Below are 22,482 nucleotides of genomic sequence, written 5' to 3' on the forward strand. Positions count from 1 at the left end.
GTTGTATCGGTAGTGGATGCCGAGTCCGCCCGTCTCGACCCACAGTCCGGGGGACCGGTCGCTGCCGGGCGCTGTCTTGGCGAGGATCTGGTCCCATCCGCCGCTCGCGGCGACGGGGAAGTTGATCCAGAACAGGAGGGTGTTCTCCTGGAAAGTCTCCAGCTCGGGGAACGACTTGACCTCCATCGACTGCTGACCCGCCTCGATGCGGAGCGAGCCGTTGCCGTTCTTCTTCGTATCCGTGGCGATCTTGGCTCCCTGCAACAGTGAGCCATCGTGACCCTTGCCGGTTGCGTCCCGGACGACGCCTCCGGGAGCCTCGTCGAACACGAAGTGGAGCAGGAGCCCCTTCTGCAGATCAATGGCGTGGGCGAGCGGCGCGGCGAACAGAAACACAAATCCCGTGGCGCACAGAATCCGATGCATGGCGAGTCCTCCCTATCGAGTGCGCGGCATTCAGCCACATTCGGGCATCCTACGATGGTTCGGCGGCTTGGGCAACAGGCATGAGAGGCGCCGCGTTCGGCAATGGTCGTTCAACTGCCACCGCTTGGAGGAAGAGCGAGTCGCCTTGAGCGATGGTCAGCGGAGTGCTAGGATTCCCTGCGCCGCACGGACCCATCTGGGCGCTGCGGCGGATCGTGCCACCCGAACAGGCTGACAGTGAGTATGGTCGATAGGTCGCTCGTCGATGTTATTGCCGCTCGCGTCCTGAGCCAACTCAAGCCGCCTTCTGACAATGCCTCCGCGATCACCGGGAGCGACGCCGGGGAGGACGATCGTCACGCGTTCCATTCGTATGCCGAGGAGGTCCGCGCCTGCGCGACAACCGCCGGCAAGCGCACCATCCCGGTCGGCATCTCGGCACGGCACGCTCACATCACGCAGGAGCACCTGGATCAGCTCTTCGGCGAAGGCTCCGAGCTGTCGGTTCACGCGCCTCTCTACCAGCCGGGAGAGTTCGCGGCGAAGGAGACGGTCACGGTCGTGGGACCACGCATGCGGGCAATCGAGCACGTGCGGATTCTGGGACCCCTCAGGAAGTACACGCAGGTCGAACTCGCGCCGACGGACTGCGTTTACGTTGGCATCCGCGCCCCGATTCGCGAATCCGGGAACCTCGGTGATGCGATCCCCGTGACGCTGGTCGGTCCTCGTGGGTCGATCTACCTGAAGGCGGCGATCTGTCCGACGCGGCACATCCACCTGAACCCCGCGGAGGCGGACTACTACGGCGTCCGTGATCGGCAGCTCGTCCAGGTGCGGATCAGCGGCGAGCGGGCGCTCACGTTCGAGAACGTTCGTATCCGAGTGCACCCCAACGTCATCGCCCAGATGCACCTGGACACCGACGATGCCAACGCGGCAGGTCTTCGCGGCGGCGAAGGCATCGAGCTGATTCTCTGCTAGACGGTCGCGATAGGTTGTGCGGATCTGGGCGTCAGGACATCGTCGGTCCATCGCGTTAAGCCTGCCGACAGCTTACCATTGGGCGGTCTACAGTGCAGACCACTCCCGATCAGCTTCACGAATGGCTGAACGCTCCAGAGGACGAACACCTCGAGTTCAAGGAGGCGAAGCAGAAGTACGCGCTCGATGATTTATTGAAGTACTGCGTGGCTATAGCCAATGAGGGCGGCGGCAAGATTATACTGGGAGTTACGGGCAGGAGGCGGCGCAGCATCGTCGGCACGCAAGCGTTCCCAGAGCCTGGCGAGACCGAAGCGACCATCTATGGCAAGCTGAGACAGAAGGTCCGGATCGAAGAGGTCGAGACGGCGGCTGGTCGAGTCCTTGTCGTTCATGTCCCATCGCGATTGCCCGGTACGGCGTGGCAGATCGACGGACGCTATCTGAAGCGAGCCGGAGACTCGGTCGTTCCACTCACTGACGTCGAGTTGCATGCTATCCTGGCTCAGGTGGGACCTGACTTCACGGCAGAAGGGTGTCCTGGCGCCAGCCTCTCCGACCTGTCGTCCGATGCTATTGCCAACTTCCGGGCAAGATGGGCGAAGCGGTCGAACGACTCCCGACGGCACGGATGGAGCGACCAACAGACTCTGGCGGACGCGGAGCTGATCGTCGACGGCAGGCTGACGTATGCGGCGCTGATCCTGTTCGGCACCCATGCTGCTTTAGGGCGGTGGTTGGCGCAGGCGGAAGTCGTCTTCGAGTACCGATCCTCGGAGGCGTCCGGACCGGCGGCAGACCGCGTCGAGCTCCGCGAGGCGTTTTTCCTGTACCATGACCGACTATGGGACAAGATTAGTCTGCGTAACGATCGCCAGAGCTATCAGGATGGGCTGTTCCGCTACGATCTACTCACGTTTGATGAGGCTTCTGTTCGTGAAGCACTCTTGAATGCGGTCGCGCATCGCGACTACCGGCATGGGGGCTCTGTGTTCGTGCGCCAGTACGCCCACCGACTCGAGGTGGTCAGCCCGGGAGGGTTCCCGCCAGGGATCACGCAGGAGAACATCCTTCATAGCCAGAATCCGCGCAATCGACGGCTTGCCGAAGCATTGGCGAGATGTGGGCTCATCGAGCGGTCGGGTCAAGGCGTCAATCTGATGTTCGAGAGTGCGGTTCGGCAAGGAAAGGCGCTTCCGGATTACTCAGGGACCTCGGACCACGAAGTGCGGCTGGTGCTGAACGGCGTGGTACGCAGTCCAGGCTTCGTGCGTTTCATGGAGAGGCTCGGAGATGAGAAGCTTCGCTCGTTCTCGACCGATGACTTCCTGATTCTCGACCTCTTGCATCGGGAGCAGGTGGTTCCTGAGGGCCTCCGCAGACGGCTGGCAGACCTTGTGCACATCGGCGCCGTAGAGTCCGTCGGAAGGGGCAGAGGCACACGGTACATCCTCTCGCGAAGCCTGTATGCGTACGTTGGGGGCAAGGGCACGTACACGCGTAGGAGAGGGTTGGATCGCGACGCCAACAAAGCGCTCCTGCTGAAGCATCTACGCGACCAGGGTCAGGAAGGGGCGGCAATATCGGAGCTATGCCAAGTGTTGCCTGGCGAATCGCGTTCCATGGTCGGTCGTCTACTATCGGAACTACGGGATGAAGGCGCCGTGGCGTTGCGGGGCAAGCGACGTTGGGCCCGCTGGTACGTCGCCGAGGACGAGGCATTCAACCCATTGGACGCGTGTATTGGTGGTGCATAGTCGATGTATACAGTTGCCCAGAGAGTGGCGTTATTGCTGGATTCTCTATAGCGCGATCCTCTTCCGCTGCGATATAGGTTGCTCCATAGAGTAATGCATAGCTCCGTCGTCTTCGACTGATATACCTGAGAAGCAGGTTCCTGATGACCGGGCACGAACGCGACGAGCTGATCGCACGGATCACTCACGAGGTGTTGCAGAGGCTGGGAGCGCGCGCAGCTCAGCCGGATGGACCACGCGTCGCCGTGGCACTGAGCGCCGACGCATCCCGCGTTGCCATTGACGTGATCCGAGCGCTCGTCGAGCATGGATGCAGCGTCGGCGCGATTGCGTGCTCGTCGTCACTGCCGGAGGAGCGCCGGTCCGAGGCGCTCGCTGCCGCGCGCGTGTCGGCAAGCCAGTCCGGGCTCCCGGCGGATGTCGTTGCGTTGGTCGCTCCCGAGATGTCCTTGACGGATGTCGCCAAACTGACCTTCGGCATTCTGGACGACACGGTTCCCAGGATCGTCTGGCAGGCTGTGGCGAGCCGCCTGGCGGTTCTCGCGAGCCCGGGACATGCCCTTGCGTCCGATCTGCCCGCGTCGCTGCAGCGGATCAGCGCGAATGCATTGGCGCTGTCGAAGCGGCTCGGGATCGTCTGGACTCCGCGCGACCGGCTTGTCGACGCAGTCGCGGATCGGACGGATCTGAACGATAACCAGCCTCGTGTGTCGCCGGATGCAGCCGGGAAGCGCGCTCTCGTGACCGAGGCGGCCGTTGGCAGGCTCCCCGACAACGCGAGCGAGCTGGTCGTGCCAATGGACGCCATCATCACGCCACTGGCTCGGGATCTTGCGAAGCGGAGCGGTATCCGCATTCGCCGGGAGTCGTCACCGGATAGAGGGGGTGTCCGATGAGCGAGTCGGTTCCAGAGGACGATCCTAGTACGGGGCTGTCCGTCGAAGATCTCTGCACGCTCTACCGCAACGACAACGAGCACTCGGCATTTGTCAGCAAGATGGCGACTCGCCTCTTCGAGTCGACGCGCGATGTCCACGAACTCCCCGACGACGCTCTCGAACAGATCCAGACGGGAGCGATGCTCCACAACGTGGGGCTCTACTTCGGCGTACCACGCCACCACATCCGCAGCAAAGAGATCATCCTCCAGCATGGTCTGAGCCAGTTCAGCGAACGGGACACCCACGTGATCGCTCTGATCGCGCTGTTCCACCGTGGCAAGGTTCGCCCACGGCGAGAGCCCCTGTTCTGCGATCTGGACGCCGAAACACAACGGCTCGCCCTGCGGGCGGCTGCCATCGTCCGCATTGCCGATGGGCTGGACTACAGCCAGGACCAATCGACGAAGATCACCAATGTCGACCGCACGCGGCGTTCGATCCGCATCACGGTCAGTAACAAGTCGGCAGGAGCCTGGGATAACGCTGCGAGAGCCAACGAGAAGGCGGATATGTGGCGCGACGCGATGCCGAGGCCCATGCGCTTTGCCGTCGATGCGGGCCAGAAGTACTACCTGCGTCGTGGCGACACGATGCAGGCAGCCGGCTTCAAGGTCCTGTCTCACTTCTTCGACGCCTTGTGCGAGAACGAAGAAGGCACGAGGGCGCGTACGGACCCGGAGGACCTGCATCAGTTCCGCGTCGCGACGCGGCGACTGCGCGCCAGCCTGCGGCCATTTCGCGGCGTGTTCGGACGCGACGCCGTCGAGCCGTTCATCGAGGACCTGCGCGCAATCGCAGCGGCGACAGGGGATGTGCGCGACCTGGACGTGTTCGTCGCGGCTCTGGAGGAACTGCCGTCCTCGTCGCGAGTGCCGACCTTCCTCTCACATCTGAGGCGCCGCCACGACGAAGCCGTCGCGCACATGCTCGCAGTCTTCGACGCCGAGGAGTTCGCCCAGTTCAAGGAGCGGTTCGCCGCGTTCCTGGCGAACGCGCATCCCTATGGGAACCGAGACCGCCGAAAGGGAGCGCGCGAACTGACTCGCGTTGCGGCGAGCCGCACGCTGTCGAAACGCCTGCAAGCGGTTCTGAAGTACCGAGGCAATCTGGACCTCAGTGACGACACGCAGCTCCACGCGCTGAGGATCGCGTGCAAGCGGTTCCGCTACGTGGCGGACTTCTTCTGCGAAACGCTGGCGGTGAAGCCCTCGGTGGTCCTACGACCGATGAAGGCGCTGCAAGACAGCCTCGGCGAGGTTCACGACGCCGCCGTGCGAGAGGAGTATATGCTGCGGTTCCTCGACGAGCACCAGGACACGATCCCGGTGGACGAACGAAGCGCCCTCGCCGACCTGGCGCACGAGAACGAACAGCAGCGCGCGAAGTACCACGCTGAGTTTCAACAGCAGTGGGAGGATTTCGTGTCCGACGCCTTCCAGGCGCGACTACGCGCCGGTATCGATCCTGACGGGCGGCACCTGGCGGATGGATAGGGCGCGGGACGGAGCATCGACGCACGAAGATGAGGAAGTGACGGCATGCGGCTAGCAGCCATCGACGTTGGGACGAACTCCATCCACACCGTTCTCGTGGAGGTTGACGACGACCTGAGCCTGCGCATCCTCGACAGCGCGAAGGAAACGGTGCACCTCGGCAGAGGGCTCGACTCGAAGGAGAACCTGACCCCGCGCGCGATGACGGATGCGCTCTCAGCGCTGCGCAAAGCGAAGATACTAGCCGAGAGCCACCAGATCGACACGATCGTCGCTGTCGCCACGAGCGCCCTGCGAGAAGCGCCCAATGGGCTGCAGTTCATCCGGCTGATCGAGCAAGAGGCGGGCATCGAGGTTCGCGTCATCTCCGGCGTCGAGGAGGCGAGGCTGATCTACCTTGCCGTGCGTGAGAGCATCCACCTCGACCGAAGGACGTTCTTCGGCGTCGACATCGGCGGCGGCAGCGTCGAGGTGATCTGGGGCACGCGTCGAGAGCTGTTGGCTTGCGACAGCCTGAAGCTGGGTGTGCTTCGCCTCTCCGATCACTTCCCGCTGTCGGATCCGATGACCAAGGCGGAGCTCGCCAACGTCACCGGCTACATCGATTCGTTTCTGACGCGTCTCGACGAGCATGCGCAAGCCCATCCGTTCGAGACCGCCGTCGGGACATCCGGCACGTTCCTCGAACTGGCGCGCCTGGCTCTCGGCGAGGCGTACACAAGACCCAGCCGTTCACTCCACCAGCAGATCGTTTCTGCCGAGTTGCTACGCGCTGTCTGCGACCGTATCGCGCGCTCGACCGTCAAGGATCGGTTCGCGATGAAGGGCTTGGATCGGACCCGTGTCGCGACCATCGTTCCCGGCGCGGTGCTGTTGCGCCGCCTCCTGGATCGCTTTGACATCCGCGAGGTCGTCGCTTGCGAGTACGCTTTGCGTGAGGGAGTGCTGTTCGACTACATCGAGCAGAACCGCAGCGGCTTGCGGATCCAGCAGGAGATGCCGGATATCCGCAAGCGCAGCGTGCTCGCGCTGGCGCGCCGGTGCGACTGGAAGGAAGCCCACTCGCGCCACGTCGCGGCGCTGTGCCTGATGATGTTCGATCAACTCGCGGACCGGTTCGAGTGGACGCGAGAGGATCGCGACCTGCTCGAGTATGCTGCGCTGCTTCACGACATCGGCATGCTCATCAATGTGCCGTCGCACCATCGACATTCGCAGTACCTGATCGAAAATGCCGAGTTGCTGGGCTTCACGCCGCGAGAAATCGCGATGATGGGTCAGATCGCGCGGTACCACCGGCGCGCCGAGTCGAAGAAGAAGCATCGCGCGTTCGCCGCGTTGGCGAAGGCAGATCGTGAGCGCGTGAAGCAGTTGGCGGGAATCCTGCGTATCGCAGAGGGCTTGGATCGCACGCAGTTCCGCATCATCCAGAGCGTTCACTGCGAGTTCGCGAACCGCGTGCTGACGATTACGGCAACGCCCTCGGACGACGCGGAGCTCGAGTTGTCGAGCGCCATTGAGCGCACGGGCCCGCTTTCGGAGGCTTTGGGATGCCCCGTGCGGATTCAACTCGGCTATGGCGAGCTGCTGACGGCTAACCTCATCAAGCCGATTGAAGCCGCGCGTCCGCCACAGCCGCCGAGTCCTGACTCGCACACAGAAGGATAGAGCTTGGTCGCCAGAGCCAGCCGCATGCCCTGGTCGCGGCTTCGACGCGTCGGCGTGATCGACATCGGCACGAACTCCTGTCTGCTGCTCGTGGCTGAGGTCCGTGAGGCTGCGCGGGAGTACGCCATCGTTGCAGACCTGTCCGATGTCACGCAGTTGGGCAAGGGGTTCTACGACGCGGGTCGCTTGGTAACGGAGGCGATGGACCGGACTTTGAAAGCCCTTCGTGCCTTCCGCGAACAGGCGGACGAGCACGAGGTACGCGAGTTTGTCATCACGGGGACATCCGTTCTGAGGGACGCGTCGAATGGTGACGAGTTCCTACGCGTCGTCGAGGAGGAGTTCGGCGTCGCACCCGATGTACTGCCCGGCGAGGAAGAGGCGCGCCTATCGTACCTGGCGGTGCGACGCGATCCGGTCCTCGCCCTACCGCGTGACGCCCCATGCGTTGTGACGGACATCGGCGGCGGCAGCACCGAGCTCATCGTGGGTGGCGAGCGGATTCGCCAGATGGCGAGCCTCGATGTCGGCGCGGTGCGGCTCACGGAGTCGCTGGTACGGTCGGATCCACCGCTTGCGCAGGAAGTCGAGAGCGTGCGAGCCCGTCTTCGGCAGGCGTTCGAGGCGGCTCCCGAACCCACCCCGGACGGCGTCCTCGTCGGCGTCGCCGGGACGGTGGCGAACCTCGCCAACGTCATCGTGCATCGACAGGCGGAGCCGACGGACGTTCATGCGTTCCCGGTAACGGCTGCGCACCTGGGAGCGCTCATCGTCGAGTTCTCGCAAATGACGACGGCGGAACGCGCCGCCATCCCTGGGATGGACCCGAAGCGCGCCGGCGTCATCCTCGCTGGTGCGCTCATTCTGGAGCGCGTCATCGAGCACTTCCGTCGCGACTGCGTGCTGACGAGCGTCCGAGGACTGCGCTTCGGCGTCTTCTACGACCATTTCCTGGACGACGGCGAGTGGACGGCGGTCACAAGCTGAGGCATCCATCCGTCCCGAGCGACATGTGACATGAGGAGGCACGGTTGAGCGAAGTCACGATCCTCCTGCGCCGGGAGTTCTATGAGCAGCACCGTGCGCGACTTCACAGCTTGGCTCCGTCCGCGCGGTTCGAGACCTTCGCGGACCGCGACGAAATGCTCGCGAAACTGCCCACTGCCGATGCGCTCTACGGCGCATCGCCGCGTGATGACATCCTCGTCAAGTGCCCCCGTCTGAAATGGCTGCACATGCGGAGCGCAGGCGTCGACAAGCACATCCCGGACGCGCTCTCGGCGCGCGGCATCACGCTGACCAAGGGGAGCGGAGCCTACGACATCCCGATCTCCGAGCACATCCTGGCGATGATGCTGGCACTCGCACGAGGGCTCCCTCGGTACATCCGAAACCAGTCTGAGAGCCGGTGGGACCGCGGCGGCGGCATCCTGCAGCTCCACGGCAGAACCCTCGGCGTCTACGGGATGGGAAGCATCGGGACCGAGCTCGGAAGAAAGGCGCGGGCTCTCGGAATGGTGGTCCACGGAATCGCGCTGCGCCCGCGAACGAAGCCGTCCTTCGCCCGAGCGCTCTGGACGCCGGACCGGCTGGACGATCTGCTGGCGTTGTCCGACCATCTCGCCGTCTGTGTTCCACTCACGGCAGCGACTGAGAAGCTGTTCGGCGCTCGCGAGTTCGGGCTGATGAAGCCCACAGCGTTCTTCTACAACATCGGAAGGGGTGGAACCGTCGTCCAAGAGGCGTTGATCGACGCGCTGCGCAGCGGCGGGATCGCAGGCGCGGGACTTGATGTGACCGACCCGGAGCCGCTTCCGATGGACAGCCCGTTGTGGTCCATGCCCAACGTGGTCGTGACGCCTCACGTGTCCGGCACGTCCGACGGCACAGATGCCCGCGCAGATAGGATCGTCCTTGAGAACATCCGGCGGTTCGCCACAGGGGAGCCGCTGCTGAACGTCGTGAGTTACGAGCACGGGTACTGACCGGCAGCGCACGTTTCGACGATCCGCGGTGAGGGACACTTCGCACGGCTGTCTCGCACTTGGGCGGGCAGCGACCGAACACCGAGAAAGGCGAGGGGATGACACCGCGCGAACGTTGGCTCGAAACGATCCTCTTCGGTTCGCCTGATCGCGTCCCGCTTTCGCCGGGGGGTCCGCGCGAATCGACGCTTGCCACATGGTGGCAGCAGGGCTTGCCGGAGGGCGCCAACTACTTCACGACGCTCCTCGACTTGCTCGGCATCCAGCCGGAACGCCAGAAGCCCATGCCGGGGCTGGGGGTTTCGTTCCGCATGATGCCGGAGTTTGAGGAGAAGGTGCTGGAGCACCGCGACGGGCACTACGTCGTCCAGGACTGGATGGGAGCCGTCACCGAGATATCCGACCGGTACGACTACACGTACATCCGGGCGGCGAAGGACTTCGTGACGCGGAAATGGCACAAGTTCCCCGTGCAGACGCGCCGCGACTGGGACGATATGGTCTGGCGCTTCGATCCGACGACGCCTGGACGCCATCCTGACGATCTGGTCGCTCGATGCCAGGCACTCCGCGACCGCGAGGGCTACCTGGCGATCCACTTCAACGGGCCCTTCTGGCAGCTCCGCGAATGGCTGGGATTTGAGGGACTCTGCACGATGCTGCTGGACGATCCGGACTTCGTCGTCGAGATGATCCGCCACTGGACGGAATTCGTGTCGGCGACGCTCGCGCCGGTTCTCGAGCGCGTTGCGCCAGACCAGATCGGTCTCTCGGAGGACATGGCGTACAAGGGCTACAGCATGATCTCGCCGGAGATGGTTCGGCGCTACCTCGTGCCGTCCTACGAACGCTGGATCTCTGAGGCGAGCGCAGCCGGGTGTCCCGTGTTCTACATGGACTCCGACGGCTTCATCGGCGAACTGATCCCCATCTGGATCGATGTCAGGATCAACTGCTGCACGCCCATCGAGGTCGCGGCGGGCAACGACATCGTGGCGTTCCGAAAGGCGTTCGGGCGCAAGATGGCGTACACGGGCGGGATCGACAAGCGCGCCATCGCGGTGGGCAGCGAGACGATGCGCCGCGAGGTCATGCGGGTCGTGCCGCCGCTGTTGAAGGACGGCGGATTCGTCCCTGGCTGCGATCACGGCGTTCCGCCGGATGTGTCGTGGGGCGACTTCGTCGAATACAGTCGCCTCTTGGCTCAGTTGACGGGTTGGATATACGGCGACACGAACGAGGGAGGTCCGATATGAGCGCAGGCGAGGTGATGTTGGAGCGGATGACTCGCAAGGAGGCGCGCGAGGCGATCCAGTCAGGTCGGGTCAAGGTGGGCATCGTCCCCGTCGGGAGCATCGAGCAGCACCTGGAACACCTCGTGATGTGCCACGACATTCAGTCATGCACCGAGGTGGCGCGGGAGATCGCGCGACAGCTCTATCCGAGCGTCGTCGTGACGGTTCCCCTGAGCGCGGGCATTTCGGAGCACCACATGGAGTTCCGGTTCGGCTCCATCACGATGAAGCCGGGCTCGTTCCAATCGGTCGTCTGGGATGCATGCGACAGCCTCATCCGTCATGGGATCAAGAACGTCGTCATCCTGAACGGGCACGGCGGCAACGTCGCGCCGATGAACGGCAGCATCAACCAGTTCCGTCGCTACTTCGGCGGGAACATCCACTTCCTGTCGTACTGGGACCTCGTGCCGAGGGATGTCGCGGACCGTGTTCTGGAGACGAAGTCGGTTCCCGGGCACGCTCAGGAGTACGAGACTTCGCTGGCGCTCCACATGTTCCCGGAGAACGTGCGCGAGGATGAGCAGCGAAACTCGGACGACGAGGGCGTGCGCGCCGCGACGGCGGAGAAGGGCAAGACGATCTACGACGCAATGATGCCGCCGCTGATCGACTACGTGCGACGGATCGCCGATGGGACGAACCAGGCGGAGCTCACCGGGCTCTGATCGCTGCGGAGCCTAGATGTCGAAGTTCTTGTAGCCAGCGGTCAACCCGCCGTCGATGGTGAAGGTCGCGCCGGTCGCGAAGGACGACTCGTCCGATGCCAGGAACAGCGCGCAGTTGGCGATGTCCTCGACTGTGCCGAGACGACCGATCGGGTAGAAGCGCACGAGGTCTTGCCAGATGGACGGCTTCTCCGCGAGGATCGGGCCCCAGACTTCGGTCTGGATCGTGCCCGGGCAGATCGTGTTGACGCGGATGCCGGCGGGGCCCTGCTCGACCGCCAACGAGCGCGTCAGCGAGATGATCGCTCCCTTCGCCGCGCTGTAAGCATGGATGCCCTGCAAGCCGATCAGCCCGTTGACCGACGAGATGTTGACGATGCTGCCGCCGCCACGCGCCTTCATCGGTTCCAGTGCCGCCATGCAGCACTCGTAGGTTCCCTTGAGGAGCACATCGACGACCGGGTCGAGGTCGTTGTCCGTGATGTGGTGGACGGCGCAGATCGCGTTGTTCACCAGGACGTCGAGTCCGCCGAACGCTTCCTGGGCTGCGGCGAACATCCGGTCGCGGTCGGCAGCTACCGAGATGTCTGCCTGAACGAACTCAGCGGAACCACCGTCGGCGCGGATCGAATCGACGACCTGCTGACCGCCTTCGGTGTTCACGTCGTCCACGACGACCTTGGCACCCTCGCGGGCGAATCGCAAGGCGATCCCCTTGCCGATGCCGCGCGCCGCTCCCGTCACGATTGCGACTCTACCTTCCAGCCGCATCGACTTCCTCCTTACCCGATAGTCTGGGCTGCTAGACGTTGAATCGGATCAGCAATACGTCGCCGTCTTGGACACGGTACTCCTTGCCCTCCAACCGGAGAAGCCCCGCTTCGCGGACTTTCGGGTACGAACCGTGCGCCGACAGGTCTTGCCACGGCACGGTCTCGGCTCGGATGAAGCCGCGCGCCAAGTCGGTGTGGATGGAACCGGCAGCGTCCAGCGCCGTCGAGCCAGCGGGTAGAGTCCACGCGCGGACCTCCGTTTCCCCGGCGGTGAAGAAGGTCAGCATGCCGAGGAGTTGGTACGACATGTGAACCATCTTCGTCAGAGCGGGCTCGACGATGCCGAGGTCTTCGCGGAAGGCTGCCGCCTCGTCGTCGGACAACTGGCTCAGCTCCATCTCGATCTTGGCGCAGAGAGCGGCTGCGGCGATCCCGGCATCATCGAAGGGCTCCGTCGCCTTCGCGAGGGCTGCGCCGTCCTGGAGGGTGTACTCGCCGACGTTGACGACGACGAGTAGGGGTTTTTGCGTCAGGAATCGGAAGCCCTTGATGAGCCTCGAGTCCTCTGGCGTCAGCGCCAGGTTCCGAATCGGCAGGCCTTTGGAGAGCGCCTCACGGCATTGCTCCAAGACAGCCTGTTCATGGATCAGGGCGGCATTCTTGGTCGTCCGTGTTTCCTTGACGAGTCGTTCGAGCCGGTTCTCCACGATCTGCAGATCGGCGATGGCGAACTCGAACTCCAGCGAATCTGCGTCTCGCCGAGGGTCGAGCGTGTCGTGGACGTGCGGCACGGCGTCGTCCTCGAACGCCCGGACGACATGCACGAGCGCGCCGACGGTTCGCAGCGACGCGAAGAACTGAGGCGTCATGCCCCCCTGCTCGATGGAGCCGCGCGTCAGTCCCGCCATGTCGATGTACTCGATCATCGTGTGCGTCTTCTTCTTCGGCTGGAACGCGGTGTAGAGCGCATCCAGACGAGGGTCGCCAACGCGCACGGCGGCACGGTTGGGGTCTTTGCTCGAAGACGAGTAGGAGCCCGTTTCGGCGTGGGCTCGCGTCAGGGCGTTGAAGAGCGTCGTCTTGCCGACGAAGGGCATGCCGACGATGCCGAGCTGCATGGGCGGAAGACCGCTCCTGAAAGGGCTGGTGTGCGCCGTGATGGTAGCCGTGCGCGGTGCTCGAAGTCAAAGCCGCGCCAACCGCGTGGCGACGGACGTGCGACGCGCACGGCTTGCGCGGCAATGGGGCCCGCTGATACGATGCGACCGAAGCCACTGAACGAGGGAGCACGCGAATGCGAAGGATCCTGGAGCGGATTCGGCACATGAACGCGCTTAACATCGAGCGCGCCTACAAGCACTGCGATGACGCCGTCGCCAAGCTCCGCGCGCACAACGAGGATGCCGAGAGTATCGAGCGCTCGGTGCTCGATGAGATCGTGGCGGAAGCGATGTCCGACGCGAACAAGGTTCTCGCCCTCAAGAGCGAGAAGGCGTGGGATGGCGCGTTCCGGGAGATGCACGAGTACCTCGCCAAGATCCACATGGAGCTGCGCCAGTACGACCAAGCGATGGAACACGGCAACGCCGTCGCCGAGTACGACCGGAACGAGGGCGAATACCTGATCAAGCAGATCCAGGCGCATGAGTCCGGCGGACAGATGAAGGACTTCGATCCGTCTGCCGTGGACGAGTCCGCGTAGGTCTGGGCGCAAGCCGGGGCTCGACATGCGATTCGAGCAACCGCTCGCGTTCTGGTTGCTGGCGTCGGTTCCCCTCGTCGTGCTCCTCTCGATGATGAAGGCGCGCCGGGCTTCCGTGCGCGTGCCCTCGCTCGTGCTGTGGCAGGGCACTCCTCGCGACACACGGGCTCGAACCTTGTCGCGCCGAGCGCGCCCGTCCCTCCATCTGCTACTCCAGCTCGCGGCGCTTCTTGCCGCCATCCTCGCGCTCGCCGGTCCGCGAATCCCGTCCTCTCATCGCCGGGCAACCCACGTGGTCTACGTCATCGACACGTCGGCGCGCATGCAGGCGACCGACCTGCCCCCGTCGCGGTTCGACGCCGCTCGGAGCGCCCTGTTGCGCGATTTGTCGCGTCTGCCGCGCGGCGCGCGAGTGGCGCTCGTCGCGCCCGGTTCGACACCGTCCTTCCTCGTTCCGTTCACTTCCCGACACTCAGTCGTCCGGCAGGCGCTCGACGCCCTACGACCCACGGACGCGCGCCTGGACCTGTCGAGAGCTGTCTCGTTCGCGGAAGCCGCCACACAGGGGATGGACGCGGGTGTGCGCGTCTACGCAGGTGCTTCCAGAGGGGACGGGAGTCCATCCGGGCCCGACGTTGCGCTGCGCAACGTCGCGGTCAGGATCGCGTCGGTCGAACGCGACGGGTCCGAGTCCAGCGCGATACGAGCGACCGTGGAGATGGTCAACGCAAGCGAATCCTCGTATGCCGGGTCCGTGTACCTGCGCGTCGACGGGCGGCTCGCCGACGCCACGATGGTCGATGTGCGCCCGGGAACGACGCAGGACGTGGTCCTTGCCGCCAACGGTTCCCGAACCCGCGACGTGGCTCTATCGGCGACCATCGAGCCCGGCGACCAGTTCGCTCCCGATAACGCGTCTTACGCCGTTCTGCCCGCCGAGCGACCGCTGCGAGTTGTCATCGCGGGAGCGCGGAGCCCGCTTCTGGAGGCGCTGCTCGCGCTCAACGACCCGATTGAGATTCGTTCGATGTCGCAGGACGCATACATACCGACAGACGACACCGACTTGACCGTCTTCCGAGGCTTTCTTCCCGACCCACTCCCCACAGGCGATGTCGTCGCCATCGAGCCGGATCGTGATCTCCCGTATGCCCGACGTTCCGCAGACCGGGCGTTCGGGAACCTGACGTGGGATCGCGCGGACGGACTCCTTCGATTCGTCGATCTTGGCGAGGCTTCCGTCCGCATCGGACATGGGCTCGATCTCTCCGAGCCGTCGCGACCGCTGATCCGGGTGGATGGTTCCACACTCGTTGCGCGGCATGACGACGCGAACCGCCACACCATCGTGTTCGGCTTCGACCCGTTCGATCTGGGCGCGACAGACTTCGCGCTCCGACCCGGAGCGGTCGTGTTCTTCGCGAACCTGGTCGATTCCGTGCGATCTCGTCAGCGCGCCATTCCTGTCAAAGTCCTGGCAGGCGAGACGGTTCCGCTGAACATCCGCGGACAGTCGGCGGTTCACGTCATCACATCGGAAGGGCAGACGGTCGACGCTACGAGCGGCTTTGCCGACACGACGCGCGCGGGCATCTACCAGGTGACGATCCCGGGACGGGAGACGGAGTTGTTCGCAGTGAACGTCGATGCCGCGAGCTTGGACTCGCCTCCGGCTTCCCACTCGACGACCCGGAACGAACCAAATCGGGAGCCCGACGGCGAAGCCCCCGTGTGGCAGTGGTTCGCATGGGCGGCTCTGGCGTTCTTGACGCTCGATTGGCTCGCGTTCGCGCGGCGATGATGGATCGTCACCGATTCTGCTGTCCTCGACATGATTTGACCTGTACGTAATCACCTGGAAACAATTCGGGCGTATTTTACGATCGACAACCCGTTGTCGAACGGTGTGAAGTAGGAGCGCCGCCATCCAAACTCTAGATGATGCCAAGCGCGCGGTACTCGAGCAGCTCGAGCGCTCAGGTCCCACGTCGCGCCAGCGGATCTACGCGGCAAACGACTTCCCCCCGTCGCTCATCACGGGCGCACTCGCCCGGCTGGAATCGGACTGCGAGATACGACGCGAGGTAAAGCCGTCCGGTGCGGAACTCTACGAGCGCGTGAAGCCGGGGCCCGTCCAGAGAATCCTGCGCCTCTTGTCCAAGTAGGGTATAGAATAGGGTTGAGTGGTCGTTTGCCGAGATGGCGAGCGCCGTATCCCTACCGGACGGAGTCTGCCAAATGACAGAGAAATCGGCTCTGGAGCTCGTCAGCGACGGGCTGGACCTTTTCGCCGCTGGCAAGTTGCACGAAGCCGCAGACCGCTACCGTGCCGCTATCGCCGCCGATGCCACCGTGGTCGAAGCCCACCTCGCTCTGGGCAAAGCGCTGGAGATCATGGGAGCGCTGGACGAAGCCATCGAAGTCCTGCGCGGAGCCGCCGAAGTCGCCCCCACCGAGCCGTTGGTGCACACGAGCCTATCGCAGTGCCTCCAGCGGAAGGGCATGATCCCCGAGGCGGAATCCGAGATGGCCATTGCCATGCAGCTCCAACGTCGTTACTGATCCCCTTCCCGAGCCGCCATCCGACCATTCGCCGTTGACGAAGCTCTGTGGACGTGCTAACCTGATATTTGCTCGTATGCGCAAGTGTTCACAGCCTCATGTTTTTCGTTTCGGAGATGGGCATGGCAACGAGTCGGCTCCAAGTAAGCGGCATGGACTGCGGCGAATGTGCTACGAAGGTGCGGAGTGCGCTGCTGACGGTCGAGGGCGTCATCGACGCGCAGGTCGATGTCATGTCCGGGGAAGCCACCGTCGAGCACGCTGACGGCGCGGCAATCGGCGACGCGGCGCGCCACGCGATCCGACGCGCGGGGTACGGCGTGCGTGGCGCCGAAGGCGCTGACCACGATCACGACGATGCGGATCGGTGGACGCTGCTTGCCACCGCCATGTCGGTCGGGCTGTGGCTCGTGGGAGCAGCCGTACGATGGCAGGGAGCCGAAACGGTGGCGCGAGCCCTGTTTGCGGCGTCCATCCTCGCTGGCGGGCATATCGTCCTGCGTCCTGCCATCGCCAGCCTTCGGTCGCTGACGTTAGACATGCACGTCCTGATGAGCATCGCCGTCGTGGGCGCTCTAGGCTTGGGAGATTGGGCTGAAGCGGGGGCGGTCGTCGCGCTTTTCGCCGTTGCAGAGCGGCTCGAAGCGTTCAGCATGGACCGCGCTCGGAACGCGATCCGCCAGCTCATGGATATCGGTTCCCCCGAAGTGACACTGCTGCGTGACGGCGTTCCGGTTCGGGCGCGAGTGGAGGAGGCGGAAGTCGGGCAGATCGCGCTCGTCAAGCCCGGCGAACGCGTGCCGCTCGATGGCGAGGTGGTCGCAGGCTACGCCATGATCGACGAGGCCCCCATCACAGGAGAGTCCTTGCCGGTAGCCAAGAGCGTCGGCGATCGCGTCTTCGCCGGCACGATCAACGGGACGACGAGCTTTGAGCTCCGGATCACCGCCTCCTCCGGTGACACGGTGCTCGCGCAGATCGCGGAGCTCATGCGCCAGGCTCAGGCGTCGCGTTCCGTGACGGAGCGCATGGTGGATCGGTTCGCCCGGTACTACACGCCCCTGATCGTCGCGCTCGCGGCACTCATGGTCGCCGTGCCCGTGCTGCTCCTAGGTGGAGAGTTCGGTCGCTGGTTCTACCGCTCGCTGGTCGTGCTCGTCATCGGGTGCCCATGCGCACTCGTCATCGCGACGCCGGTGACTGTCGTGGCGGGCTTGGCTCGCGCGGCTCGGTTGGGAATCATCATCAAGGGTGGTGTCCACCTCGAGAACCTCGGACGATTGCAGGCTGTCGTATTCGACAAGACAGGCACGCTGACGCTGGGGAGTCCAGAGGTCACCGATATCGTCCCTCTGGATGGGAACGTATCGGCGGATGAACTGTTGCACATCGCCGCGAGCGTCGAGAGCCGGTCGGAGCACATGCTGGCGCGTGGCATCGTGGCAGGGGCTGAAGCGCGTGGACTCGCCCCTTCTGCCGCCAAGGGCTTCGAGGCGTTCCCGGGCGTCGGCGCGTTCGCCGAGGTGGATGGCACTCGGTACTACGTCGGTGGCCCGCGTCTGCTCGAATGGCTGAGTATCGATACGGACGACCGCGTGGAAGCCGCTCGGGGCATGGGACGGAGCCTGGTGTATGTGACTTCGGACGACCGACTGCTAGGCGTTATCGCTCTGTCGGACGCCGTCCGAAGTGACGCCCCATCGGCGATCGAGGAGATTCGCGCTCTTGGCGTGCGCTCGGCGTGGATGCTGACCGGGGATTCCGAGGCGGTCGCACAGTCGGTCGCCTCAAAGGTCGGGATTCCGTCGTGGCGTGCGGGTCTGCTCCCCGCCGAGAAGGCAGATGCCCTGCGCGAATTGCGTAACCTCGGAGATGCCGTCGCGATGGTCGGCGATGGGATCAACGACGCGCCCGCGCTCGCCACGGCGACCGTTGGCGTGGCAATGGGGGGCACGGGAACCGACGTCGCATTGGAGGCGTCCGACGTCACTTTGATGGGCGGAACCCTGGCTCAGTTGCCGACGGCGATCCGGCTGGGCAGGAGCACTCGCCGACTGATCGCGCAGAACGTCGCCATCGCGCTCGCGTCGAAGGGCGTCGTGTTCGCCCTCGCCGGGGCCGGCATCGCGACGCTGTGGCTCGCGGTCTTAGCGGACGTCGGCGTCTCCGTGGTCGTGATCCTGAACGGGCTCCGAATGCTCAGGGCGGGAGGAAGCCGATGAGCGCGCAGACGGAGCGGTCGACCGACCGCCACGAGGCAATCGGCGACGATACGGTCGAACGGATGACTCAGCTATTCAAAGCCTTCGCCGACCCGACGCGGTTGCGGATACTCAACGCGCTGCTACACGGCGAAGCGGCAGTCGGTGAAATCGCCGAAGCCGTCGGAATCAGCGTGTCGGCTGCATCCCACCAGCTTGCGTACCTGCGGGCGATTCGACTCGTGCGGGGTCGCCGCGACGGTAGGTCGGTGCGCTACTCGCTCGACGACCTCCACGTTCGTGAGGTCTTCGCCACCGGAAGGCGGCATGTCGAGCACGACTGATGGGACGTCGGCGCGACGGATCGGACCATGAAACGGCAGCGACTCGATCAGGTTCTGACCGACAGGGGCTGGGTGGCGTCGAGGACCGACGCACAACGACGGATCCTCGCCGGTGATGTGCGGGTCGACGGTCAGCAGGTGCGGAAGGCGTCGCAGTCGATCAGCGCGGACGCGAACGTGGAACTATCCGGTGCGGCTCCGAAGTACGTCAGTCGCGGAGGATTCAAGCTCGAGAAGGCGCTGTCGGAGTTCTGCATCGACGTGTCCGGCAAGACCTTCCTCGATGCCGGCGCGTCGACCGGAGGGTTCACGGACTGCCTACTGCAGCACGGAGCCGCGATGGTCTACGCGCTCGATGTCGGTTACGGACAGCTCGCCTGGAAGCTTCGCGAGGACCCTCGCGTGCGCGTCATGGAGCGAACCAACATCCGGCACGCGAACCTGTCCATGTTCGATCCGCCGGTCGATGCGGCGACGGCGGATCTCGCGTTCATCGGGCTGACGAAAGTGCTGCCGGTGTTGGCGAACCTCCTGCCGGTCGGCAGCGAGCTGGTCGCGCTCATCAAGCCCCATTTCGAGGCAGGACCGAAGCTCGTCGAGAAGGGCGGCGTCGTGCGTCGCCCCGAAGTGCATGTGGACGTGCTGCAAGCGGTGTACGATTGTGCTGCACAGTCCAGCCTCGCTCCCGTGGGGATCGCGTATTCCCCGGTACGCGGACGAGGCGGGAACATCGAGTATCTGGGCTATTTCCGTCGAGGGAGCGAGGGCGAACCTTTGCCGCCCGAAGCCTTCGAGCGAGTGGTCTTCGAGGCGCATGCGGCTCCCGAGCTCTCCGCATCGGACGAGAAGGAACAGGAATGAGCCCCAATCAGATCGACCTGGCGGCGTACATCCGTGACATCCCCGACTTCCCGAAGCCAGGCATCGTGTTCAAGGACATCACGCCGCTCGTTCAGGACCCGAAGGCTTTTTCGTCTGCCATCGACCGGATCGCCGACGAGTTTGCGTCCAGGAACGTCGATATCGTCGCGTGCATCGACGCGCGAGGCTTCGTGTTCGGCGGAGCCCTGGCGTACCGCATGGGGAAGTCGCTGGTGCTGCTGCGGAAGCCTGGCAAGCTGCCCTACCGGACCATTTCGGTCGAGTACGAGCTCGAATACGGGAAGAACGCGTTGGCGATCCACGAAGATGCGCTGTCCGCCGGGAAGCGCGTGCTTCTGGTCGATGACGTGATCGCGACCGGTGGCACGATCCGGGCGGCAGCGGACCTCATCGAACGCCTTGGTGGAACCGTCGTGGCAATCGCGGCTTTGATCGAGCTCAGCTTCCTGGAGCCGCGCTGCGTGATCGGGACGCACGAGGTCTACTCGCTGTTGTCCTATTAGATGGTCCTCCCGCGCGCGCTCCCGGCATGTAGATGGCGCATGGGACGACCATCTCCGCGAGCGAGATCCCGCCGCGAATAGGGCGTTGGGACGAGTTGGCGGCATCCAGTGACAAGCGCCCATCGACCGGCGCGAAGACGTACTGGTCGACTCCCGTTCCCGACATGTGGATGGCGTTCGCGCTGAAGACGGCGCAATCGAGCCCGATCGGACTTCGAGCGTCGGCGCTCAGTATCTCGGCGTACCGGTCGCGAACTCGCCGGGACGAGCGCGCCGCCAACGCCTCCTGGCTCGTAGGGCGGGTCGTTCCGCCGTTCGAGAGGACGATCACCATCGTCTGCCGGGGGAGACCGGCGAGCAACGGGGTCAGCCGCTCCGTTACGTGCTCACGCAGGCGCGATTCCCCTTGTCCAGTCGGCATCGTCTTGCGCCCGCCGGTCTCGTCGAACGTGAGCTCGACGATGCCCACCCCGCCTTCCGGTACCGCGTCAGCGCTGCCGGTGACGCCAATACCGACGACGGGCACTGCCTCGCGGGACAGCCGATCCGCCAACAGGTGTGCGGAACCCGACGTATCCGCGATGGTCGGGAACCGCCCGAGCATGAGAGCCTGCGTGTTCCGTTCACGTTCGGACGGAAGCAGCGCGAGCAGCGACCGAACAGGCTGTTGTCGATAGCCGCGCAAGAGCGCTCCCACCGTCTGAGACACTGCCTGCCACTCCGACCAACCGGCGTCATTCACGATGCAGATGAGGCACGACCCTCGGCTGTGTGTGGAGCGCAATGCGCGCCACGACGGCAGCAGCACCTCGCCGACGAAATCCACGGTCAGGAGAGGCGGTGGCGCATGGCGGGCGACCCAACCGACGTAGGAGCGCCGAACCGTCGCGTAGAACGCGCGATCCGCGCGTCGCAGAATGTCGCGCGCTGTCACGATGAGCTCGAACGTGCGCGGTTCCACGAAGTCGGCAGTCGCTGGCGCGTGGCTCTCGATGCGCTCGCAGAGAAGTTGCATCGGGGCGATACGCGTCGGGTACAGCTCGTCGAGCCATCGCTCGATGGGCAGGATCGGCGCGTCTCCGAGCCATTCCTCCTGTGCGCACGCGGCGACGTGCTCCGACAGATCGGCGATCCAGCCGAACAACTGAACGGCGTGTCTCAGCCGAGGATAGTACTGGGGGAACCGAGCCTGCAGGTGACGTTTTCTGAGCGTTGTGATGACACGCGCCAACTTCGCTCGCGAGATCGGGCGCGCCGGCGCGGCGAGTCGGGGCATGAGAACCCGCAGGCACTTCTCGGTCACCAGCGATGACACCGTCTCGGCGGCGGCGATCTTGAGCGCTTGTTCTCCGGCGCGAGGACCGTCGAGCCCAAGCAGGCTCGTCAGGAGCCGCTCTCGGTGGGGATGGCTCGACACGAACCGCTCGACACTCCGCACCATGGCGATGGCGCGTTCCGGCTGCTGCTCGACCGTGCGCTCGCAGTCGGACGCCATCGCGTTCAGGTCCTGGTGTCCCCAGCGCTCCCAGATCGATCGACCGAAGAAGTCCGGCAGCAGCAGATCGGGGTTGTCGGAGTGCCGCCGGACGAGCCAAATCGTCCACGCAAAGGTGCTCATCTCCGGGTCGAGCAGCCCGACCGACGTGGCGCTCTGGATTCCGACCAGGCGTCCTTCGACCGCTCGGCGAACGCGCGGGTACCGGTCGAGCAAGCGCCGTACATCGTCGGACTCGGCGCGCTCTGCTGCTTCGCTCGCCGCGCCAGCGTCGGCATCGCCAGCCAGCGGCGTTCCCAAGATCGCCTCGCCGATGAGCAGCAGAGCGTTCTCACGACTCAGGGAACCTGGGAACCTGGACCGGCTGGCGAGGATCGCGCTGAACAGCGCTCGGAAGTGCTCCGCTGACAGGGCATCGAACTCGTCGTGCCAATCGGAGTCCGGACCCGCCGCCTCCAGCATCGCTTGCGGCGTGACGGAAACGACGCGGGCTCGACGCGCCATATCGACGATCGCCCGACTTCCTGACGGGTCACGGCAGAAGAGCACGGCGACCGCCGGAGCTGGTCCGTCGGACTGCTCTCGGTAGGGCTCCAGTGAATCACGAAGCTGGAGGTCGTTGTGGTAGGTGATCGCCGGCACACGCCGACAGCCGACCGCCAGCTCGATGAGCGATCCCAGTAGACCGCTGCTGTCGAGCACGAACACATACGGCTGTCGGGCGCCCTCCGGCTGCCGCAGCAGTCGAGCGACGGCACGCTCGAACGTCACGACTGGTCTTCGGCTTCCAGTGCTTGGCGCGC

The 22,482-nt window shown here is 64.7% G+C and carries 20 protein-coding genes; 16 read left to right on the forward strand and 4 right to left on the reverse strand.

The annotated features are described in order from the left end of the window. Positions 1 to 426: hypothetical protein (locus FJZ36_11035; GenBank protein MBM3215436.1), on the reverse strand; the 426-nt coding region annotated here is incomplete at its 3' end. 243 nt (positions 427 to 669) lie between these two features. Between FJZ36_11035 and pduL the strand changes: the two genes are divergently transcribed. The 9 genes from pduL (at position 670) to FJZ36_11080 (ending at position 11,217) form a co-directional block, all read left to right on the forward strand. Continuing rightward, positions 670 to 1,410, forward strand: coding sequence for a phosphate propanoyltransferase (gene pduL, locus FJZ36_11040; GenBank protein MBM3215437.1), 741 nt, complete (start codon positions 670 to 672; stop codon positions 1,408 to 1,410). A 92-nt stretch (positions 1,411 to 1,502) separates the two neighbouring features. Further along, complete coding sequence (locus FJZ36_11045; protein ID MBM3215438.1) at positions 1,503 to 3,167, forward strand: transcriptional regulator; 1,665 nt, start codon at positions 1,503 to 1,505, stop codon at positions 3,165 to 3,167. Positions 3,168 to 3,310: 143 nt separating this feature from the next. Next, entirely contained in the window at positions 3,311 to 4,063 is a 753-nt protein-coding gene (locus tag FJZ36_11050) for a hypothetical protein (protein ID MBM3215439.1), read from the forward strand. Continuing rightward, positions 4,060 to 5,601: a CHAD domain-containing protein gene (locus FJZ36_11055; GenBank protein ID MBM3215440.1), complete on the forward strand. Its 1,542-nt coding sequence runs from the start codon at positions 4,060 to 4,062 to the stop codon at positions 5,599 to 5,601. The genes FJZ36_11050 and FJZ36_11055 overlap by 4 nt, the downstream gene beginning before the upstream one ends. A 45-nt stretch (positions 5,602 to 5,646) precedes the next feature. Continuing rightward, positions 5,647 to 7,269 (forward strand): Ppx/GppA family phosphatase, encoded by a 1,623-nt coding sequence (locus FJZ36_11060; protein MBM3215441.1) that lies wholly within the window; start codon positions 5,647 to 5,649, stop codon positions 7,267 to 7,269. Between the two features lie 3 nt (positions 7,270 to 7,272). After that, positions 7,273 to 8,256 (forward strand): Ppx/GppA family phosphatase, encoded by a 984-nt coding sequence (locus tag FJZ36_11065; protein ID MBM3215442.1) that lies wholly within the window; start codon positions 7,273 to 7,275, stop codon positions 8,254 to 8,256. Positions 8,257 to 8,300: 44 nt separating this feature from the next. Then, positions 8,301 to 9,254, forward strand: a complete 954-nt coding sequence (locus FJZ36_11070) for a D-2-hydroxyacid dehydrogenase (protein ID MBM3215443.1) — start codon at positions 8,301 to 8,303, stop codon at positions 9,252 to 9,254. A 98-nt stretch (positions 9,255 to 9,352) separates the two neighbouring features. Continuing rightward, on the forward strand, positions 9,353 to 10,510 hold the full coding sequence (locus FJZ36_11075; protein MBM3215444.1) for a hypothetical protein: 1,158 nt from the start codon (positions 9,353 to 9,355) through the stop codon (positions 10,508 to 10,510). Beyond that, the gene (locus tag FJZ36_11080; GenBank protein ID MBM3215445.1) at positions 10,507 to 11,217 is read left to right on the forward strand and encodes a creatininase family protein; all 711 of its coding nucleotides are present in this window, start codon (positions 10,507 to 10,509) and stop codon (positions 11,215 to 11,217) included. The genes FJZ36_11075 and FJZ36_11080 overlap by 4 nt, the downstream gene beginning before the upstream one ends. Before the next feature lie 12 nt (positions 11,218 to 11,229). Here the strand turns inward: FJZ36_11080 and FJZ36_11085 are convergent, their stop codons facing one another. Together FJZ36_11085 and ychF are read right to left on the reverse strand one after the other, a co-directional pair. Next, entirely contained in the window at positions 11,230 to 11,988 is a 759-nt protein-coding gene (locus FJZ36_11085; GenBank protein MBM3215446.1) for a glucose 1-dehydrogenase, read from the reverse strand. 31 nt (positions 11,989 to 12,019) lie between these two features. Beyond that, positions 12,020 to 13,108: a redox-regulated ATPase YchF gene (ychF, locus tag FJZ36_11090; GenBank protein MBM3215447.1), complete on the reverse strand. Its 1,089-nt coding sequence runs from the start codon at positions 13,106 to 13,108 to the stop codon at positions 12,020 to 12,022. A gap of 176 nt (positions 13,109 to 13,284) precedes the next feature. Between ychF and FJZ36_11095 the strand changes: the two genes are divergently transcribed. The 7 genes from FJZ36_11095 (at position 13,285) to FJZ36_11125 (ending at position 20,184) form a co-directional block, all read left to right on the forward strand. Beyond that, positions 13,285 to 13,692: a hypothetical protein gene (locus FJZ36_11095; GenBank protein ID MBM3215448.1), complete on the forward strand. Its 408-nt coding sequence runs from the start codon at positions 13,285 to 13,287 to the stop codon at positions 13,690 to 13,692. A gap of 25 nt (positions 13,693 to 13,717) precedes the next feature. Then, a complete protein-coding gene (locus tag FJZ36_11100; GenBank protein ID MBM3215449.1) occupies positions 13,718 to 15,493 on the forward strand; it encodes a VWA domain-containing protein in 1,776 nt (591 codons plus the stop codon). 398 nt (positions 15,494 to 15,891) lie between these two features. Then, on the forward strand, positions 15,892 to 16,254 hold the full coding sequence (locus FJZ36_11105; GenBank protein ID MBM3215450.1) for a tetratricopeptide repeat protein: 363 nt from the start codon (positions 15,892 to 15,894) through the stop codon (positions 16,252 to 16,254). Between the two features lie 98 nt (positions 16,255 to 16,352). Further along, positions 16,353 to 18,476 (forward strand): cation-translocating P-type ATPase, encoded by a 2,124-nt coding sequence (locus FJZ36_11110; GenBank protein MBM3215451.1) that lies wholly within the window; start codon positions 16,353 to 16,355, stop codon positions 18,474 to 18,476. Then, positions 18,473 to 18,799 (forward strand): winged helix-turn-helix transcriptional regulator, encoded by a 327-nt coding sequence (locus FJZ36_11115; GenBank protein MBM3215452.1) that lies wholly within the window; start codon positions 18,473 to 18,475, stop codon positions 18,797 to 18,799. The genes FJZ36_11110 and FJZ36_11115 overlap by 4 nt, the downstream gene beginning before the upstream one ends. 27 nt (positions 18,800 to 18,826) lie before the next feature. Continuing rightward, positions 18,827 to 19,660 (forward strand): TlyA family RNA methyltransferase, encoded by an 834-nt coding sequence (locus FJZ36_11120; GenBank protein MBM3215453.1) that lies wholly within the window; start codon positions 18,827 to 18,829, stop codon positions 19,658 to 19,660. Next, positions 19,657 to 20,184: an adenine phosphoribosyltransferase gene (locus FJZ36_11125; GenBank protein MBM3215454.1), complete on the forward strand. Its 528-nt coding sequence runs from the start codon at positions 19,657 to 19,659 to the stop codon at positions 20,182 to 20,184. Before FJZ36_11120 ends, FJZ36_11125 begins: the two co-directional genes overlap by 4 nt. Here FJZ36_11125 and FJZ36_11130 read toward each other — a convergent pair. Then, positions 20,120 to 22,450, reverse strand: a complete 2,331-nt coding sequence (locus FJZ36_11130; GenBank protein MBM3215455.1) for a hypothetical protein — start codon at positions 22,448 to 22,450, stop codon at positions 20,120 to 20,122. The two genes, FJZ36_11125 and FJZ36_11130, sit on opposite strands and share 65 nt — an antisense overlap. Positions 22,451 to 22,482 lie beyond the last annotated feature (32 nt).

This window comes from Candidatus Poribacteria bacterium (assembly GCA_016866785.1).
In the GTDB taxonomy this organism is placed as follows: domain Bacteria; phylum Poribacteria; class WGA-4E.

Coding starts and splice junctions, on each gene's coding strand:
- pduL (MBM3215437.1), top strand. CDS start 670: ATGGTCGATAGGTCGCTCGTCGATGTTATTGCCGCTCGCGTCCTGAGC.
- FJZ36_11050 (MBM3215439.1), top strand. CDS start 3,311: ATGACCGGGCACGAACGCGACGAGCTGATCGCACGGATCACTCACGAG.
- FJZ36_11055 (MBM3215440.1), top strand. CDS start 4,060: ATGAGCGAGTCGGTTCCAGAGGACGATCCTAGTACGGGGCTGTCCGTC.
- FJZ36_11060 (MBM3215441.1), top strand. CDS start 5,647: ATGCGGCTAGCAGCCATCGACGTTGGGACGAACTCCATCCACACCGTT.
- FJZ36_11075 (MBM3215444.1), top strand. CDS start 9,353: ATGACACCGCGCGAACGTTGGCTCGAAACGATCCTCTTCGGTTCGCCT.
- FJZ36_11080 (MBM3215445.1), top strand. CDS start 10,507: ATGAGCGCAGGCGAGGTGATGTTGGAGCGGATGACTCGCAAGGAGGCG.
- FJZ36_11085 (MBM3215446.1), bottom strand. CDS start 11,988: ATGCGGCTGGAAGGTAGAGTCGCAATCGTGACGGGAGCGGCGCGCGGC.
- ychF (MBM3215447.1), bottom strand. CDS start 13,108: ATGCAGCTCGGCATCGTCGGCATGCCCTTCGTCGGCAAGACGACGCTC.
- FJZ36_11095 (MBM3215448.1), top strand. CDS start 13,285: ATGCGAAGGATCCTGGAGCGGATTCGGCACATGAACGCGCTTAACATC.
- FJZ36_11100 (MBM3215449.1), top strand. CDS start 13,718: ATGCGATTCGAGCAACCGCTCGCGTTCTGGTTGCTGGCGTCGGTTCCC.
- FJZ36_11105 (MBM3215450.1), top strand. CDS start 15,892: ATGGCGAGCGCCGTATCCCTACCGGACGGAGTCTGCCAAATGACAGAG.
- FJZ36_11110 (MBM3215451.1), top strand. CDS start 16,353: ATGTTTTTCGTTTCGGAGATGGGCATGGCAACGAGTCGGCTCCAAGTA.
- FJZ36_11115 (MBM3215452.1), top strand. CDS start 18,473: ATGAGCGCGCAGACGGAGCGGTCGACCGACCGCCACGAGGCAATCGGC.
- FJZ36_11120 (MBM3215453.1), top strand. CDS start 18,827: ATGAAACGGCAGCGACTCGATCAGGTTCTGACCGACAGGGGCTGGGTG.
- FJZ36_11125 (MBM3215454.1), top strand. CDS start 19,657: ATGAGCCCCAATCAGATCGACCTGGCGGCGTACATCCGTGACATCCCC.